Origin of the sequence: Phocaeicola faecium (assembly GCF_014837055.1) — a bacterium.
Lineage (GTDB): Bacteria > Bacteroidota > Bacteroidia > Bacteroidales > Bacteroidaceae > Phocaeicola > Phocaeicola gallinarum.
The window spans coordinates 142,842-158,285 of the sequence record NZ_JACSPQ010000005.1 but is presented as its reverse complement, the minus strand read 5'-3'; the positions used below and the strand labels follow the sequence as shown (position 1 = coordinate 158,285).

15 protein-coding genes are annotated in these 15,444 nt (G+C 43.4%); 3 read left to right on the top strand and 12 right to left on the bottom strand.

The window, feature by feature from the left end; translation table 11 throughout:
• Nucleotides 1–65 precede the first annotated feature (65 nt).
• Together H9626_RS07455 and mtaB are read right to left on the bottom strand one after the other, a co-directional pair.
• Nucleotides 66–1,088: a glycosyltransferase family 2 protein gene (locus H9626_RS07455; RefSeq protein WP_178257670.1), complete on the bottom strand. Its 1,023-nt coding sequence runs from the start codon at nt 1,086–1,088 to the stop codon at nt 66–68.
• The gene (gene mtaB / locus H9626_RS07450; RefSeq protein WP_191710083.1) at nt 1,085–2,404 is read right to left on the bottom strand and encodes a tRNA (N(6)-L-threonylcarbamoyladenosine(37)-C(2))-methylthiotransferase MtaB; all 1,320 of its coding nucleotides are present in this window, start codon (nt 2,402–2,404) and stop codon (nt 1,085–1,087) included. Before mtaB ends, H9626_RS07455 begins: the two co-directional genes overlap by 4 nt.
• Before the next feature lie 334 nt (nt 2,405–2,738).
• On the opposite strand from mtaB, the gene H9626_RS07445 reads away from it, so the two are divergent.
• Complete coding sequence (locus H9626_RS07445; protein ID WP_178257672.1) at nt 2,739–2,930, top strand: PG1828 family lipoprotein; 192 nt, start codon at nt 2,739–2,741, stop codon at nt 2,928–2,930.
• Between the two features lie 248 nt (nt 2,931–3,178).
• Here the strand turns inward: H9626_RS07445 and rplI are convergent, their stop codons facing one another.
• Genes rplI through rpsF form a run of 3 tightly spaced genes read right to left on the bottom strand, consistent with a single transcriptional unit; the run spans nt 3,179 to nt 4,267 of the window.
• A complete protein-coding gene (gene rplI, locus H9626_RS07440) occupies nt 3,179–3,628 on the bottom strand; it encodes a 50S ribosomal protein L9 (protein ID WP_191710082.1) in 450 nt (149 codons plus the stop codon).
• A 19-nt stretch (nt 3,629–3,647) separates the two neighbouring features.
• Complete coding sequence (gene rpsR / locus H9626_RS07435) at nt 3,648–3,917, bottom strand: 30S ribosomal protein S18 (protein WP_191710081.1); 270 nt, start codon at nt 3,915–3,917, stop codon at nt 3,648–3,650.
• 2 nt (nt 3,918–3,919) lie between these two features.
• Nucleotides 3,920–4,267 carry a 30S ribosomal protein S6 gene (gene rpsF, locus H9626_RS07430; protein WP_178257436.1) on the bottom strand — a complete coding sequence of 116 codons (348 nt, stop codon included), beginning with the start codon at nt 4,265–4,267 and terminating at the stop codon, nt 3,920–3,922.
• 171 nt (nt 4,268–4,438) lie between these two features.
• Here rpsF and H9626_RS07425 point away from each other — a divergent pair, with 171 nt between their 5' ends.
• Together H9626_RS07425 and H9626_RS07420 are read left to right on the top strand one after the other, a co-directional pair.
• On the top strand, nt 4,439–4,885 hold the full coding sequence (locus H9626_RS07425; RefSeq protein ID WP_178257435.1) for a MarR family winged helix-turn-helix transcriptional regulator: 447 nt from the start codon (nt 4,439–4,441) through the stop codon (nt 4,883–4,885).
• A gap of 546 nt (nt 4,886–5,431) precedes the next feature.
• Nucleotides 5,432–5,608 carry a hypothetical protein gene (locus H9626_RS07420; protein ID WP_178257434.1) on the top strand — a complete coding sequence of 59 codons (177 nt, stop codon included), beginning with the start codon at nt 5,432–5,434 and terminating at the stop codon, nt 5,606–5,608.
• Between the two features lie 87 nt (nt 5,609–5,695).
• Here the strand turns inward: H9626_RS07420 and rprY are convergent, their stop codons facing one another.
• The 7 genes from rprY to H9626_RS07385 all read right to left on the bottom strand — a co-directional run bounded on the left by rprY (nt 5,696) and on the right by H9626_RS07385 (nt 15,245).
• Complete coding sequence (gene rprY / locus H9626_RS07415; RefSeq protein WP_178257433.1) at nt 5,696–6,391, bottom strand: response regulator transcription factor RprY; 696 nt, start codon at nt 6,389–6,391, stop codon at nt 5,696–5,698.
• 1 nt (nt 6,392) lies between these two features.
• Nucleotides 6,393–7,940, bottom strand: coding sequence for a sensor histidine kinase (locus H9626_RS07410; RefSeq protein WP_178257432.1), 1,548 nt, complete (start codon nt 7,938–7,940; stop codon nt 6,393–6,395).
• Nucleotides 7,941–8,289: 349 nt separating this feature from the next.
• Nucleotides 8,290–10,449 (bottom strand): elongation factor G2, encoded by a 2,160-nt coding sequence (gene fusA2 / locus H9626_RS07405; protein WP_178257431.1) that lies wholly within the window; start codon nt 10,447–10,449, stop codon nt 8,290–8,292.
• A 323-nt stretch (nt 10,450–10,772) separates the two neighbouring features.
• The gene (locus tag H9626_RS07400) at nt 10,773–11,558 is read right to left on the bottom strand and encodes a DnaJ domain-containing protein (RefSeq protein ID WP_191710080.1); all 786 of its coding nucleotides are present in this window, start codon (nt 11,556–11,558) and stop codon (nt 10,773–10,775) included.
• 97 nt (nt 11,559–11,655) lie between these two features.
• A complete protein-coding gene (locus H9626_RS07395) occupies nt 11,656–12,819 on the bottom strand; it encodes a MalY/PatB family protein (protein WP_191710079.1) in 1,164 nt (387 codons plus the stop codon).
• A gap of 16 nt (nt 12,820–12,835) precedes the next feature.
• The gene (locus H9626_RS07390; protein WP_178257428.1) at nt 12,836–13,684 is read right to left on the bottom strand and encodes a DUF3737 family protein; all 849 of its coding nucleotides are present in this window, start codon (nt 13,682–13,684) and stop codon (nt 12,836–12,838) included.
• Between the two features lie 136 nt (nt 13,685–13,820).
• Nucleotides 13,821–15,245, bottom strand: coding sequence for an MATE family efflux transporter (locus H9626_RS07385; protein ID WP_225230920.1), 1,425 nt, complete (start codon nt 15,243–15,245; stop codon nt 13,821–13,823).
• Nucleotides 15,246–15,444: the final 199 nt, after the last annotated feature.

The following is a 15,444-nucleotide window of genomic DNA, read 5'->3' as shown; positions in this document are numbered from 1 at the left end:
AGTGTTTTCAAGCTACCGAAAAAGCCGGATAAAGTTTGAGTCAACGCTGTATTCCGGCTTCCACATCAACGGAACAATGCTGTAAAGACCTTGCGCCCGCGCACTTTTGCCTGCCACAAGATACTGAAACGAAAACGTTCGGGGATGTCTGTCAACTGTGTAGAAGCAAGGTTCTTACGCCGGTCGTCAACGAACTGCGGGCGCAAACGGAGGTACTCCTTACGCGCTTCGATTACGGCATGAGCATTATGAAAATCTGCCTTCAGAAAGAAAAAAGCGGCCGCTACATAATCTAAACAGGCGCGCACGCACATCACCCGACGAAGTTCTTTTTCGGGCAAATTTTTGTAGAGCATCAGCAAGTTATTGCGAAAATTCAAGAACGTTTTGTGCGGGTTATCCTTTTTCAGCGTGGCTCCCCCTACGTGATATACGCTACTTGAAGGCAAGCAAACCACATTGTGACCGCGACTGCGCAAACGCCAACAAAGGTCTATCTCCTCCATGTGGGCAAAGAAACGTCCGTCCAGCCCGCCCACTTCCTGATAAACTTTCAGCCGAATCAGTAACGCAGCCCCCGTTGCCCAAAAAACAGAAACAACCTTGTCATACTGCCCTCTATCTTCCTCCACCGATTCAAAGATACGTCCCCGGCAAAACGGATAGCCGTAACAGTCTATAAATCCGCCTGCCGCACCAGCATATTCAAAGCTATTCCGCTCATGATAACTTAATATTTTAGGCTGACAGGCAGCCACATCGGGGTGGGTATCCATGTAATCGACCATTGGAGTGAGCCAATCCGGAGTAACCTCAACATCGCTATTCAGCAGAACCACATACTCTGCCTCCACCTGCTTCAAAGCCTTGTTATACCCTTCGGCAAAACCATAGTTTTCTGCCAAACGAATCAGCCGCACATCGGGAAACTCCCATTTGATAATTTCGCAAGAATCGTCCGTCGAACCGTTATCTGCCACACATACCTCTACGCCTTCTGCCTGTGAGCAAGCTAATACCGAGGGCAAGAAACGACGAAGCATGTCAGCCCCATTCCAATTTAATATGACTACCGATACTTTTTTCATGCCAGAATTGTCCCTTTCAGTGCCGTACCTTCTTCATTAAACTCTCCTAACCGCACACGCACCAACTGATTATCGAGCGAATCATCGTGCGGCAGTTCTACCCGGATATAATTGTCCGTAAAACCATGCATCGGAGCTCCGGCTTTCGATTTCTCCATCAATACCACAGCTTCTTTCCCGATATGACGCGCATAGAAAGCCCGCGTCTTTTCTTCCGAAAGCGCCAAAAGCTGCTGGCTTCTGCGATGTTTTTCATCCGCCGAAACCACATAATCAATATTCAGGGCTTGTGTTCCGGGGCGTTCGGAATAGCTGAACACGTGGAGCTGAGTAACGTCCAGACTCTTTATAAACTCGTAAGCACGGTCAAAATATTCAGGTATTTCACCGCGCGTACCCACAATAACATCCACACCGATAAAGGCATCGGGGATTAATTCTTTTATTTTATGGATTTTAGAAGCAAACAAAGCCGTATCGTATCGCCGGCGCATCAACTTCAGCACTTCATCGCATCCGGACTGCAAAGGGATATGGAAATGAGGCATAAACCGCTTTGAACGAGCAACGTATTCGATAATTTCGTCCGTCAACAAATTGGGTTCAATAGACGATATACGGAAACGCTCAATGCCTTCTACTTCATCGAGTGCCTTTACCAAATCATAAAAATTCTCGCCTGTACTTTTTCCGAAATCGCCAATGTTTACTCCGGTAAGCACAATCTCCTTTCCTCCTTCAAGCGCACTCTGACGCGCCTGAGCCACAAGGTCTTCAATCTTTCCGTTACGGCTTCTTCCGCGTGCGAAAGGTATCGTACAGTATGAGCAGAAATAGTCACAACCATCTTGCACTTTCAAGAAATAGCGCGTACGGTCTCCGCGGGAACACGACGGAGAAAAGGCACGGATATCTTTAGTAACAGTCGTCACAGCCTCTCCGTGTTCACGTTTCTTCAAATCGCCCAAATAATTAATCAACTCCCCTTTCTGTTCTGCCCCCAATACAAGGTCTACCCCTTCTATATCAGCAATCTGTTCCGGTTTCAACTGGGCATAACATCCTGTTACAACGATGAACGCTCCGGGATGTTCCTTCGACAAACGATGAATCGCCTGCCTGCATTTCTTATCTGCCACTTCGGTAACCGAACAGGTATTTATCACGCAAATATCAGCTTTTTCTCCTTTTCGAACGGTACGGATACCGGCTTCTTTCAAAGTCTTTCCGATAGAAGAAGTTTCTGCGAAATTCAGTTTACATCCTAAAGTGTAATAAACAGCTTTTTTATCCTGAAAAACATTTGTATCTATCATATATAATTTTAGTCTCGATTGGTAGATGCTACAAAGTTACACATTTTTATCGGATTCTCCCGCGTTAAGCACCTACTCCCTGCATTAATACTCAATAATTATTAAATAATCCTTTTATCCATGCCACAAAACCATCCGTCAACAAACCGCCCTATACGGCTTTACATACGCATTTACTTGCGTCCAAACGGCAGAGATAAAGAAATTTATATTTAAAAACATATTTTTTTGAAAAAAAGTAGGCTTTAAAAGAACAACGTATTCTAAAAGTCTGTATCTTTGCAACGTTTTAAGAGAACAACATAAGTATTACAGATTTAAAAAAGCAAAGAAAATGAAAAAATTAGTATTTTTGTTCGTAGCATTTGCTGCTATTTCTTTCGCATCTTGCGGTAACCAAGCAGCTAACACTGAAGCTAACGTAGATTCAACTGCAACTACTGTAGAAGAAGTTGCTCCGGTTGCAACTGACTCAGCAGCAGTTGTTGATTCAGCAGCTACTGACTCTGCTGTTGTAGCTGAATAATCTAACGAACATTAGAGAGAATTGAAAGTCTGGGTGCGAAAGCACTGCCAGACTTTTTTTTATGTCCGTACGTCTCCCCCTAATTGAATAAAACAAACCAAGAACCGGCAACCGGCAAACGTTATCTCCATTCATCACATAAAAGATTCAGGTCCAGATTTCACCTGCACATAGAGACAAAAAAAAGAATCCCGACCGAAATATGATTTCCGATCGGGATTTTTTATCAAGTATTTACAGATAGCAAATTAAGCTTCTTCTGCAACAACTTCAAACGGAATTTCAACAGAAACTTCCTTATGAAGTTTAACGGTTGCGGTGTATTGACCAACTTCCTTCACTTGACCTTTCACAACGATAATCTTACGATCGATGTTGTGACCCAATTTAGCCAATTCGTCAGCAATTTGGATATTGCTTACAGAACCATAGATAACGCCTGTTGCACTAACTTTGGTAGCAATTTTCAAAGAAACGCCTTTCAGTGATTCAGCCACTGCTTCAGCATCTTTCTTAATTTTTTCCAACTTGTGTGCGCGTTGCTTCAATTCTTCAGCCAACATTTTCTTGGCAGCCGGAGATGCGATAACTGCTTTTCCCGTCGGAATAAGATAGTTACGACCATAACCAGACTTAACGGTTACAATATCATTCTTGTAGCCCAAGTTAACTACGTCTTCTTTCAAAATAATTTCCATACTCTTATTCCTCCTTTAATTATTTCATCATATCAGTTACGTAAGGCAGCAACGCCAAGTGACGTGCTCTCTTCACAGCTTGCGCAATACGACGTTGGAACTTCAATGAAGTACCGGTAATACGGCGCGGAAGGATTTTACCTTGTTCATTCAAGAATTTCTTCAAGAATTCAGGATCTTTATAATCGATATACTTGATACCGTTCTTTTTAAAACGGCAGTATTTCTTCTTTTTAACGTCTACTGAGGGCGGAGTTAAATATCTGATTTCTGATTGTTGCTGTGCCATGATTAGTTTTCCTCCTTTTTAGTTGATTTTACATTTCTTCTCTTAGCAGCATATTCTGCAGCGTACTTATCCATTCTGAATGTCAAGAAACGGATTACACGTTCGTCACGACGGAAGTTTACTTCCAATTTTGCAATAACAGACGGTTCTGCCTTAAACTCAATCAGTTGATAAAAACCGGTAGTTTTCTTCTGGATAGGATAAGCCAACTTCTTCAATCCCCAGTTTTCTTCATTGATGATCTCAGCACCTTCCTGAGTCAGGATTGCTTTGAACTTCTCTACCGCTTCCTTCATCTGAGCGTCAGACAAAACGGGAGTTAAAATGAAAACGGTTTCGTATTGATTCATACTTATTCGTTAATTAAATTATTAATATTAAAATTTTATTTGCGGCGCAAAGGTACGACTTTTTCTCTAACAAACAAACCTTTATCCACTTTTTATGCAAAAAGAATCTTAAAACAAGGGGGCTTTTATGAAAGATATGTATCTTTGTAATTATTTAAATGACAAAGACGAATGATTGAACAATTCAATTTCGACATACAGCTTATTTTCGCCATCCTTAATGGCAAGGTCTCTGCTGCTATCAACCGAAAACTAAACCGCAACTTCCGCCAAAACGGACTTGACATTACCCCTGAACAATGGACTGTTTTACTTTATTTATGGGAAAAAGATGGCGTTCCCCAGCAAGAGTTATGTAATGCCACGTTTAAAGACAAGCCGAGCATGACTCGACTTATTGACAACATGGAACGCCAACAGTTGGTGGTGCGCACGGCAAATCCCAAAGACCGGCGTACCAACAAAATCCATTTGACCCAAAAAGGGAAAGGACTGGAGGGGAAAGCGCGCCACATTGCCAACAAAACCCTGCGGGAGGCGTTACACGGATTAACGATTGAAGAACTGAAAGTCAGCCAAGAAGTTCTACGCAAAATATTTACCAACACAAAAGAATAAAACTTAGAGCCTGTTTAAATTTTCCGATTAAGTATCTTTATCTGTACTTATTTCACTCCATCCGCTTTATGTCGGACACCGGAACTCCATAATGCCTCTTGTTTGCGGAAACACAGGGGAGAAAATCCCTTCTGTTATGCCGGTCCAAACGCTACCGTTAGTGTTGGTCATTTCTAACGGATGAGTTGCCCGGTTCTACCCATAGAACCGACCCGCTTTTCGGGTAGTGTTTTCAGGCTTCCGAACAAGGCGCACAACGTTTGAGCAAGCGGCATAAACGAACAATCCTCCCGAATCATATCGGGCGACGCACCGGATTGAAACAATAAAGCCGATGTTGCATTTTTTCATGGCAGACGGAGGAGTTTATGCCTCCTCCCCTTGAAATTTAGCCGGAAATTTTAAGCAGACTCTTACAGAAGATCGTTTCAGAAGAAAGATATTTGCTTAATATTCTGTTTTTTTCATGAAATAATTTCGTTCATTAAAGAATTATGCTTTAATTTGTAATAATGAATAAATTAAACCATAAAATAGAAAACACACATGAAAACCTTGTTAAAGAATTTAGGAGTGATTTTGGTGATAGTGGGTGCAATCATCCTGATCCTCTGCTTCGTTAATGGTAATGTTAATGACAATACAACGTTGGGCACATCGCTGTTATTAGTTGTTGTCGGATTACTTGCTCATATCATTATCAATAAACGCATTACAGAGTAACTTATCAAGTAAAGTTTCAGAGCAATAAAAAAGCCCGGTATGTTCGTGTACCGGGCTTTTTTATTTCCGCTTACAGCCAGAAATCCATTATTCTTCGGGAGTAATCAACTTATATCCCTTTCCGTGAATATTGATGATTTCGATTGAATCATCTTCTTTCAAATGCTTACGCAGTTTAGTGATATACACATCCATACTTCTTGCATTGAAGTAATTGTCGTCAATCCAAATGGTTTTCAAGGCAAAGTCGCGCTGCAAGATTTCGTTTGCATGTGCACACAACAGTCCTAACAATTCTGATTCTTTTGTTGTCAACTTGGTCTGCTTATCGCCGATAGAAAGAATCTGTTTTTGTGTATCAAACGTGAAACGTCCTATCTTATAAATGTTGCTTTCCTTGTTCCGTTTTCCACGTACACGGCGCAGAATAGCTTCGATACGGAAAGTCAGCTCTTCCATACTGAATGGTTTCGTGATGTAATCGTCTGCACCGATTTTAAAACCTTCCAGAATATCTTCTTTCAGCGTTTTTGCCGTCAGGAAAATAATAGGAATTTCCGCATTTGCCTGACGGATTTCCTGAGCCAGCGTAAAGCCGTCTTTGCGCGGCATCATTACATCAAGCACACACAAATCATATTTGTTCTTCAAGAAAGTTTTATAGCCCACTTCCCCATCCGGACAAAGGTCGGCAGCATACCCCTTTGCCTGCAAATATTCTCTCAATAACATGCCAAGATTTTCATCGTCTTCGCATAATAAAATACGTAATTTTTCGTCCATACTATTCGTCTTTAAATAAAGGTAATACAATAATAAACTTAGTTCCTACATTCAGCTCACTCTCGGCGCGAATCGTACCTTTGTGGTCTGTAATGATTTTCTTCACATACGCCAGTCCAAGTCCGAATCCTTTCACATCGTGACGGTTTCCGGTATGAACACGGTAGAACTTATCAAATATCTTTTTCAGGTTTTCTTTCTTGATACCGATTCCGTTATCTTCTATACTTATGTACAGTTTGCCTGATTCATTCCATGTTTTCACCTTCAAGGCTATATCGCCCTCCGGCTTTTTGTATTTTACCGCGTTATCCAGCAAATTAAATATAACGTTTGTAAAATGCATTTCGTCTACAAAGATAACAGGATCTTCGGCATTTAGTTCGGCTTCAAGTGTTCCTCCGCATTTTTCAACTTTCAAACGGAATGTATTTACTACCCCATTTATCAACTCATTGGCGTCGACTTCTTTTTTCTTCAGGGTCACACTCTGCCGTTCAAACATCGACATCTGCAATACTTTTTCTACCTGAAAGCGCAAACGTTTTGTTTCGTCATTTATCACGCCCGAAATGTGTTTAAACATCACCGGCGACTTTGCCACAGCGGGGTCGTTCAACATCTGAGCTGCCAAAGATATTGTAGATATAGGAGTCTTAAACTCATGTGTCATGTTATTGATGAAATCGTTTTTTATTTCGGTCAGCTTCTTCTGACGGAAAATAATATAAATGGTAAAGATAAACGTTACCAATAACACCAATGTAAAAATCAAAGACGGAATCATAAACCGAACCGAGCTGAAGATATAATCATCCATCGTGGGAAAGAAGATGTTCACAAACCCCATTTTTGCCGGTGGGTCTTTTTCGAACAGCAAACGTGAATAAACCTTTTCATCATTATAAATGTAATCCGAACAGCGGTATACTTCTTTTCCATCGCGGTCGGTCACCGAGAAATGATAAGGAAGGTCTATCCCGTTATTAAACAGTTCCGATTTCAGGAAATGGTCTAACTGCTTAAAGTTAATGCGTTCTTTCAAGGGCTTATCGCTTGCTGTATAAAGAATGTTATATACGACTTCATCGAGCAACGCGCGTTGGTACACATAACGTTCTTTCAGTATCTCTTGCAAGGCACGTGAAGTCTGTGCTATATTTTTCCCTGTCGAAAATGTTACTTTCGGCACGTTAGAAGGACGGCTGTTGGTTACTGTTTTCATTTCGAAAGAAGAGAGCATTGTTCCGTCGGGAGAAGTTACGGTATATTGCCGGTGTTCAATCACCCGATTGTTACTCTGCTGTTCCAACTGTTGTGACAGTTGCATTGCTCTTTCTTGAGCAGCCACGTCTTTCTCTAAATACTTCTTTGTTTCTACCAGTTCCAGATTATGTACAGCCTTTCCTAAACTACGGTTTACATTCTCTTCGAACTGTCCACGCCGCATTTTGACCATCTCTTCAATATAACTCACTTGCAAGTAAAGCAAACTGAGAAAAGACAGTCCCATTACAATTCCTAATATCCAAATAGTAGACTTTTTCATGCAGGCAAAATTAACAGCCTAATTCCTAACTGATACCGGACTTAACAAGTTTTAATCCACGATTTTCTAATATTAACTGAATATTCCTTCTAACATTAGATTTTACAAACTTAAAAGTCCTCACAGCCTTGTTTTCGTGCAAAAATAATAAAAAATTAAACAAAAGCAAAAGAATGGCGCATTTGTTTAAGATCGGTTAAACAAGATATGTTCTGTCCTGACCACAAATTAACACGCCCTTATTCTTTCAAATGCCAGCTCTATATATAGCAAATAAAGGTATTGCCGTTTGACTGCGTACGACAATACCTTTTTCTCAAACTAATCTGACAGATATAATTTTTCTAAATCATGCTTCTTCTTTTTCTTGTTCTTCAAACTCTTTTATCAGTTTAGCCTGAACGTCTGCCGGAACAAGTTCGTAGCTGGCAAATTTCATAATGAAAGATGCACGGCCTCCTGTGAGTGAGCTTAATGACGTTGAATAATTAGACATTTCTTTCAACGGAACTTTTGCAACCAGCTTTTCATAGCCTTTTTCGCTGCTCATACCCATAATCATGCCTCGGCGTCCTTGCATATCGCTCATTACATCGCCCAACTTGTCGCTCGGACAGAACACTTCCACATCGTAAATCGGTTCCAGAATCTTCGGTCCTGCGTTTTTAAAGGCATCACTGAAAGCATGACGACCTGCCAGCATGAACGAAATTTCGTTAGAGTCTACGGGGTGCATCTTTCCGTCGTAAACGATTACGCGAACATCGCGGGCATACGAACCGGTAAGCGGACCTTGCTCCATGCGGCTCATAATACCTTTCAGGATAGCCGGCATAAAGCGTGTATCAATGGCTCCACCTACTACACTGTTAACAAATACCAACTTGCCGCCCCATTCCAAATCAATGGTTTCGGTACTTTTTACGTTCATCTTAAATTCCTGTCCATTAAACTTATATACTTCCGGAGCGGGCATTCCTTCGTAGTAAGGTTCTACAATAAGATGAACTTCGCCGAACTGTCCTGCACCTCCCGACTGTTTCTTATGACGATAGTCTGCACGTGCTGCTTTGGTAATTGTTTCACGATAAGGGATTTTGGGTTCATAGAACTGTACTTGCAACTTTTCATTGTTTTCCAAACGCCATTTCAAAGTACGCAAGTGGAATTCTCCCTGTCCGTGAACTAAAATCTGCTTCAGTTCTTTTGATTGTTCTACTACCCACGTCGGGTCTTCCTCACGCATACGGTTCAATACCGCCATCATCTTTTCCGTATCGGCTTCATTGACTGGTTTGATTGCGCGAGTATATTTCGAGTTAGGATATTTAATAAAGTTGAAACGGTTATCGCAATCTTTTCCGTTCAGGGTATTTCCTGTTTTTACGTCTTTCAGCTTCACTGTACAACCGATGTCTCCGGCACGCAGTTCGTCTACTTTTTCACGATTAGCTCCGGCGCATACATAAAGCTGTGCCATGCGTTCCTTCGAACCTCTATCGGCATTAGTCAAATCGTCCCCTTCGTGAACAGTTCCACTCATCACCTTGAAATACTGAACATCGCCGATATGCGGTTCAACCGCTGTTTTGAAGAAATACAGCGAAGTAGGTCCGTTGGCATCAGGCGGAACGGGGATACCGCGTGTATTGAAAACCGTAGGCATCTCATCGACAAACGGAACCACATTGCCTAAAAATTCCATCAACCGGCGAACACCCATATCCTTGCCTGCACACACGCAGAATACGGGGAACATACCGCGCGCAGCCAGCCCTTTACGGATTCCTTCGCGCATTTCATCTTCGGTAAGCGATTCTGATTCGAAGAATTTCTCCATCAGCGTTTCATCGTGTTCGGCAGCAGCTTCAACAAGCACTTTATGCCAAGCCTGTGCTTTTTCCATTTCCTCTTCCGGAACCGGTTCGATGGTAGGAGCACCTCCTTCGGGACCCCATGAATATTTTTTCATCAAAAGTACATCAATCAATGAATTGAAGTCCGGACCCGTAGCCAGCGGATACTGAACCGGAACAACTTTAGAACCGTAATTTTCTTTTAACCGTTCAAGCACATTATCGAAGTCACACTTCTCGCTATCCAACTGGTTAACAAGGAAAATAACCGGTTTACCCAATTTCTCTGTATATCGGAAATGATTTTGAGTACCGACTTCCGGACCATACTGACCATTAAGCAACAAAATGGCAGTATCCGTAACGTTCAGCGCCGTAATAGCCGCTCCCACAAAATCGTCACTTCCCGGACAGTCGATAATGTTCAGTTTTTTACCGTTCCACTCTACATGATAAACCGTAGAAAAAACCGAGTAACCATATTCTTGTTCTACCGGGAAATAATCGCTTACCGTATTTTTGGCAGTAATTCTGCCGCGACGTTTTATAATACCACTCTCATAGAGTAAAGCCTCTGTGAGGGTGGTTTTACCTGCGCCATCATTACCGAGAAGGGCAATGTTTTTAATTTCATTGGTTTGATATACTTTCATGGTATTTCATAAATTAGTTAGTAACGAAAGGATATGCTTTTCATATCTCAAATTTAACGAGGCGCAAATTAAGGATTATAATCGGGAAAAGCAACAAAAAGTTTCGTGTTACTAAACTATGTTTTTAGGCAGAAACATTCTATATCCTGTCTAAAAAAGTTATCAACAGAAACGATTCTTCTATGGGATATGATTGGCTGAACACCGGACGTAGCACGGTTTTTACCGACGGGTGTACATAAAAATGCCCATATACTTTGAAACAACAGCTTTTATCTTTCAAAGTATACGGGCTATAAATTCCGTTATCCGGCATGTAACTGTCACTTCATGCCTCTTGCCTTGTAAATCCGTTCTTTAGCATTGTTGATTAGCTGGAATTTCTCTTCTGCCGCCTTACGGATATCTTCTCCAAGTGTAGCCACGCGGTCAGGATGATGTTTCAGCGCCAAGCGACGATAAGCGGCACGCACCTCGTCGTTCGTTGCTGTAGGTTCAATTTCAAGAACTTTGTAAGCATCCTCCAGCGAATCGCCTCTTAAACTGAGCATCGATTCAACCTCTTTCAGCGAAAGTCCTATCGCCAGCGTTACTTCTTTCAGTGCATCGATTTCTGCCTGACAGACGTTTCCATCACTTTGGGCTATCTTCACCAAAAAGCCTAACAACTGCAAGCGTTCTTCGTAAGTCAGGTTGGCTGCAATCTGAGCCCCGCAATCGCGAATGGTTCTCTTAAACGCCATCGCATCGGTCTGTTCTATGCGTTTACGCTCTTCAAAAAGGTTTAATAAGATTTGCTCGCCTTCCGCCACGGCAGCTTCACCGAAGTTCACCCGTAAAAACTGTCGGACAAACTCCATTTCGCTGTGCATTACACGCCCGTCGGCACGGATAATATATGAAGCCATCACCAACATCGAAAAAAGGAAACTGTTCCGCTGTCCGGCGTATCCTCCATAACCGTTGTTATTGCCCGTCCCTTCGGCAGCCTGCCCGGAAAGGTCGGTTGCTTTATCAAACCAAGAACCTAAGGCAAAGCCCGCCAACGCACCTAAAGGGCCTCCAGCCATAAATCCCATGATTCCGCCAATCCATTTTCCAAATCCCATAACTATCTTTATTTAATTTGCAGCAAAAATAAAGAATCCCTTCTAAAAAAGCAAATCAACACAAGAGGCATTCTGCTTCAAAACCAACAGTTAAGAACTATTTGCCATACACATAACTGCGGAATCGCTCCAGCCCCTCTGCCAATACCGAGCGCGGACAAGCTATATTCCACCGCATGAACCCTTCGCCCTCTGCCCCGTACATGGTTCCGGCATTCAGCCACAGCTTACTTTCGTCCAGCAGTTCTTGTTCCAGCACGTCAGAGGTCTTATGGAGTATCGAACAATCCATCCATACCAAATACGTGCCTTCCAAATCGCTTATCGGGAAATCAGGCAAATGGGTACGACAATAATCTTGCATCCATTTATAATTAGCCTGAAGGTAAACGAGCAACTGGTTCAACCATTCCTCACCTTCGGTATAAGCAGCGATGGTAGCCGTTACACCGAAAGGATTTACATCGCACACCTCATTGATGTTTATCGCCTTATCTATTTTCCGCCGGACTTCTTCGTCCGGAACTACGATGTTTGCAATCTGTAATCCGGCTATGTTAAACGCCTTGCTGGGCGAGATGCAGACGATAGCGCGTGCAGAGAAGTCATCGGATATGGAAGCAAAAGGAGTATATGCATGTCCCGGATAAACCAATTCGCAATGAATCTCGTCCGACACAACCGTTACGCCGTGACGGGAACAGATTTCTCCTGCTTTCAGTAATTCTTCGCGCGTCCAAACCCGTCCCACCGGATTGTGGGGATTACAGAGCAAGAAGACTTTTACATCCGGATCGGACGCTTTCCGTTCCAGATCCTCAAAGTCCATCTGCCACGTATTACCGACACGGAGCAAGGGACTAGCTGCCAACGTACATCCATTATTACGGATAGAAGAAAAGAAACAGTTATACACCGGTGTCTGTACCAGTACCTTATCACCGGGAACGGTCAATGCTTTAATTACTGCCGACACAGCCGGCACTACCCCTGAGGTATAAATCATCCACTCACGCTGTATGTTCCATCCGTGACGCCGAGCAAACCAGTTCGTCACCGCCTGATAATAAGCATCCGGAACGCGCGTATATCCGAATATACCGTGAGCAACACGCCGCTGCAAAGCCTCGATGATGGCAGGCGACGTACGGAAATCCATATCAGCCACCCACAGGGGCAATACCTCTGCGTCCGTCGCACTGTCCCATTTATAAGAAAGCGTCCCCCGGCGGGAAATCACTTCATCGAAATCATACTTCATTTTAATACATCCGAATTTATTCGTTCCATACTTTTATCTTGCAGTCGGCAGGAGCTTTGATGTTTTCGTCCAAGATAATTTCACCATAACTTTCTGCCGTAATGCTTCCCGTACGCGGGTTTTTCACGCTGCGGACCGGACTTTTTACACTTGCCTCCACACTGCTGTACTCAAAAGCCAAATCGCAGTCGTCTGCCATCGTACAGTTCTCCAATATCAGGTTATGGGCATAACACAAGGGTTGCGTCCCTGAAATCTTACAATTAACCAAACGCAAATTCTTAGAATGCCATCCCAAGTATTCACCCTCCAGTTCCGAATCGTAAACGGTTACATTTTCGGTATTCCAGAACGCATCTTTCGAGTCGATTACGGCATTACGTATTTCTACATTCTTACAATACTGGAAAGAATAGTTTCCCTGCTGGCGATAATCTTCGATACGTATATTTTCGCTGTGCATAAACAGATAGTCTGCATGGGCCACTTCCACGTTTTTCAATTCCACGTTCCGGCAGTGCCAAAGCGTTTCCTGTGCATCCGGAATGCGTACCCGCTCCAGCCGGATACCATCCATTTCACGAAACATTTTCGGCGCTTCAACCAAAGTATCTGTCATTTCCAGATTACGCGAATACCACAGAGCGGCACGGGCGCCTTCGGTAAACAAACAGTTTTTCACCACAAAGCCGTCAACGTGCCAAAAAGGATATTTCCCTTCAAACCGACATCCTACTGCCTCAATGTTCGTACATTCTTTTAATGCAGATTCACCGGCATGGATGGTTACGTTTTCCAAATACAAGTCATGAGATGCAAACAAGGGGCGTTCGCCTCCGTATTCTTTTCCTGATATATGTTCCATAAAATCTTTACTTTTAAATTATTAATCTTACCTTTTTATCATGTTGCAAAGATATACCGTTCACCCTAATGCAGATGTGCATAAATTACTGACGTTATTACCTTGATTACGGATTCACTGCCCGGCAATACTTTTGCTATATCTTATTCATCCAATTTCCTTTTTCCATCCGGAACAAGAATATGATTCCCCGGAAACACAGTTCGATGCACATTGCCAGCCAGACCCCTTTCAAGCCCATCAAAGGAGCCAAAGCAGCAGCCAGCGTCAACCTAACAGCCCAGATGCTGAAGAAGTTCATTAAACAAGGGATTATCGTGCTTCCTGCCCCTACAAAAACACCGTAGGCTACAATGGCGGCGGCAAACATGGGTTCGGCAAACGCTTCGATGCGCAATGCCATTACTCCCAATGAGAGCACTTCGGCATCCGGGGTCATCGAACCGATAATAAGAGGAGCTGCCACATACATTATCACTCCCATGACACCCATTATCGCCATGCCCATGAATACCGTTATCCGGGCAAAACGGCGGGTCAAATCTTTACGTCCCGCACCCAAACTCTGTCCTACCAGCGTGGTGGCGGCATCGGCTATACCATAACCGGGCATGTAACACAGACTTTCGGCTGTAATGGCAAACGAATTGGCTGCAATCGAGAAAATACCCAACGGGGCGACGATAACGGTGGTCATAATCTGAGCGCCACATATCACGGCATGTTCTATCCCCATGGGCAGCCCGATGCGAAGCGCTTTTTTCAGGGTGGCAGACTTGATACGGAAACTGCCCCGCTCGCCGGATAACTTTAAGTTAGAGGACCGTGTACAAAGATACCACGTAACCAAACCGGCGGTTACCATTTCTGCCAATCCGGTACCGAGCGCAGCTCCCGCCACTTCCATTCCGGCTCCCGGCATAAAGAACGACAGCCCGAACCAACTCACTTCACGGGAAGGGAAAATAAGAAAGAAATTAAATATCACATCGAGCAGACACATCAACATGCTCAACATGCTGGGCACGCGCATGTTTCCGCTACACCGCAACATACTGCCCGAAAGGAAATTGAGTTGAAGCATGGGTAAGAAAGCCGCATAAATGAAGAAGTATAGGGACGAATCACCGCAAATTTCATCTTCTCCGCCTAACCAGCGGGGCAACGAACCGCTGATCAGCATACCGGCAGCAGCCAACAGGCAAACAAAAACCTGTGTAGCCACGAATGACTGACGAAGCACAGCACGCGCCAGACGCATATCACCTGCACCGATGGCGTGTGCCACTTGGACAGAAAACCCCGTGGCACACGCCACACAAAGCCCGCTGAACAACCATGTAGTAGTCGACACCAAGCCGATGGAAGCCGAAGCCTCAGCACCCAAGCTCCCCACCATCGCAGCATCGATATATTGCATCGCGATGGAAGAAAACTGTGCAACCACGGCCGGAATACTAAGCTGTATGGTCAGTTTTAATTGTTGTCCGAGCGTCATCGGACGCCCCTCGCGTATCAACGCCAATAATAAGTCTGTATTAGTTTTTTCTCTGCCTTCCATATCATCATAATTACAGGCTGCAAAGATAAAAACGAAAAAAGAAATTCCGATAACCTAAATTCCTGTTTAAGTTTTCCGAATCAACAAAAAACATCCCTTCCAAACACAGCCGGTTTATTCTTGAAAATAATAGGATAAAACGCAGAATAAAGCGAATTTGAGCATTCTCACTGACGGTCAGAGGGTTTGGCTTCGGGTG

What these genes read in the sequence shown, in the direction of transcription:
- H9626_RS07455 (WP_178257670.1), bottom strand. Translation starts at nt 1,088, where the DNA reads ATGAAAAAAGTATCGGTAGTCATATTAAATTGGAATGGGGCTGACATG.
- mtaB (WP_191710083.1), bottom strand. Translation starts at nt 2,404, where the DNA reads ATGATAGATACAAATGTTTTTCAGGATAAAAAAGCTGTTTATTACACT.
- H9626_RS07445 (WP_178257672.1), top strand. Translation starts at nt 2,739, where the DNA reads ATGAAAAAATTAGTATTTTTGTTCGTAGCATTTGCTGCTATTTCTTTC.
- rplI (WP_191710082.1), bottom strand. Translation starts at nt 3,628, where the DNA reads ATGGAAATTATTTTGAAAGAAGACGTAGTTAACTTGGGCTACAAGAAT.
- rpsR (WP_191710081.1), bottom strand. Translation starts at nt 3,917, where the DNA reads ATGGCACAGCAACAATCAGAAATCAGATATTTAACTCCGCCCTCAGTA.
- rpsF (WP_178257436.1), bottom strand. Translation starts at nt 4,267, where the DNA reads ATGAATCAATACGAAACCGTTTTCATTTTAACTCCCGTTTTGTCTGAC.
- H9626_RS07425 (WP_178257435.1), top strand. Translation starts at nt 4,439, where the DNA reads ATGATTGAACAATTCAATTTCGACATACAGCTTATTTTCGCCATCCTT.
- H9626_RS07420 (WP_178257434.1), top strand. Translation starts at nt 5,432, where the DNA reads ATGAAAACCTTGTTAAAGAATTTAGGAGTGATTTTGGTGATAGTGGGT.
- rprY (WP_178257433.1), bottom strand. Translation starts at nt 6,391, where the DNA reads ATGGACGAAAAATTACGTATTTTATTATGCGAAGACGATGAAAATCTT.
- H9626_RS07410 (WP_178257432.1), bottom strand. Translation starts at nt 7,940, where the DNA reads ATGAAAAAGTCTACTATTTGGATATTAGGAATTGTAATGGGACTGTCT.
- fusA2 (WP_178257431.1), bottom strand. Translation starts at nt 10,449, where the DNA reads ATGAAAGTATATCAAACCAATGAAATTAAAAACATTGCCCTTCTCGGT.
- H9626_RS07400 (WP_191710080.1), bottom strand. Translation starts at nt 11,558, where the DNA reads ATGGGATTTGGAAAATGGATTGGCGGAATCATGGGATTTATGGCTGGA.
- H9626_RS07395 (WP_191710079.1), bottom strand. Translation starts at nt 12,819, where the DNA reads ATGAAGTATGATTTCGATGAAGTGATTTCCCGCCGGGGGACGCTTTCT.
- H9626_RS07390 (WP_178257428.1), bottom strand. Translation starts at nt 13,684, where the DNA reads ATGGAACATATATCAGGAAAAGAATACGGAGGCGAACGCCCCTTGTTT.
- H9626_RS07385 (WP_225230920.1), bottom strand. Translation starts at nt 15,245, where the DNA reads ATGGAAGGCAGAGAAAAAACTAATACAGACTTATTATTGGCGTTGATA.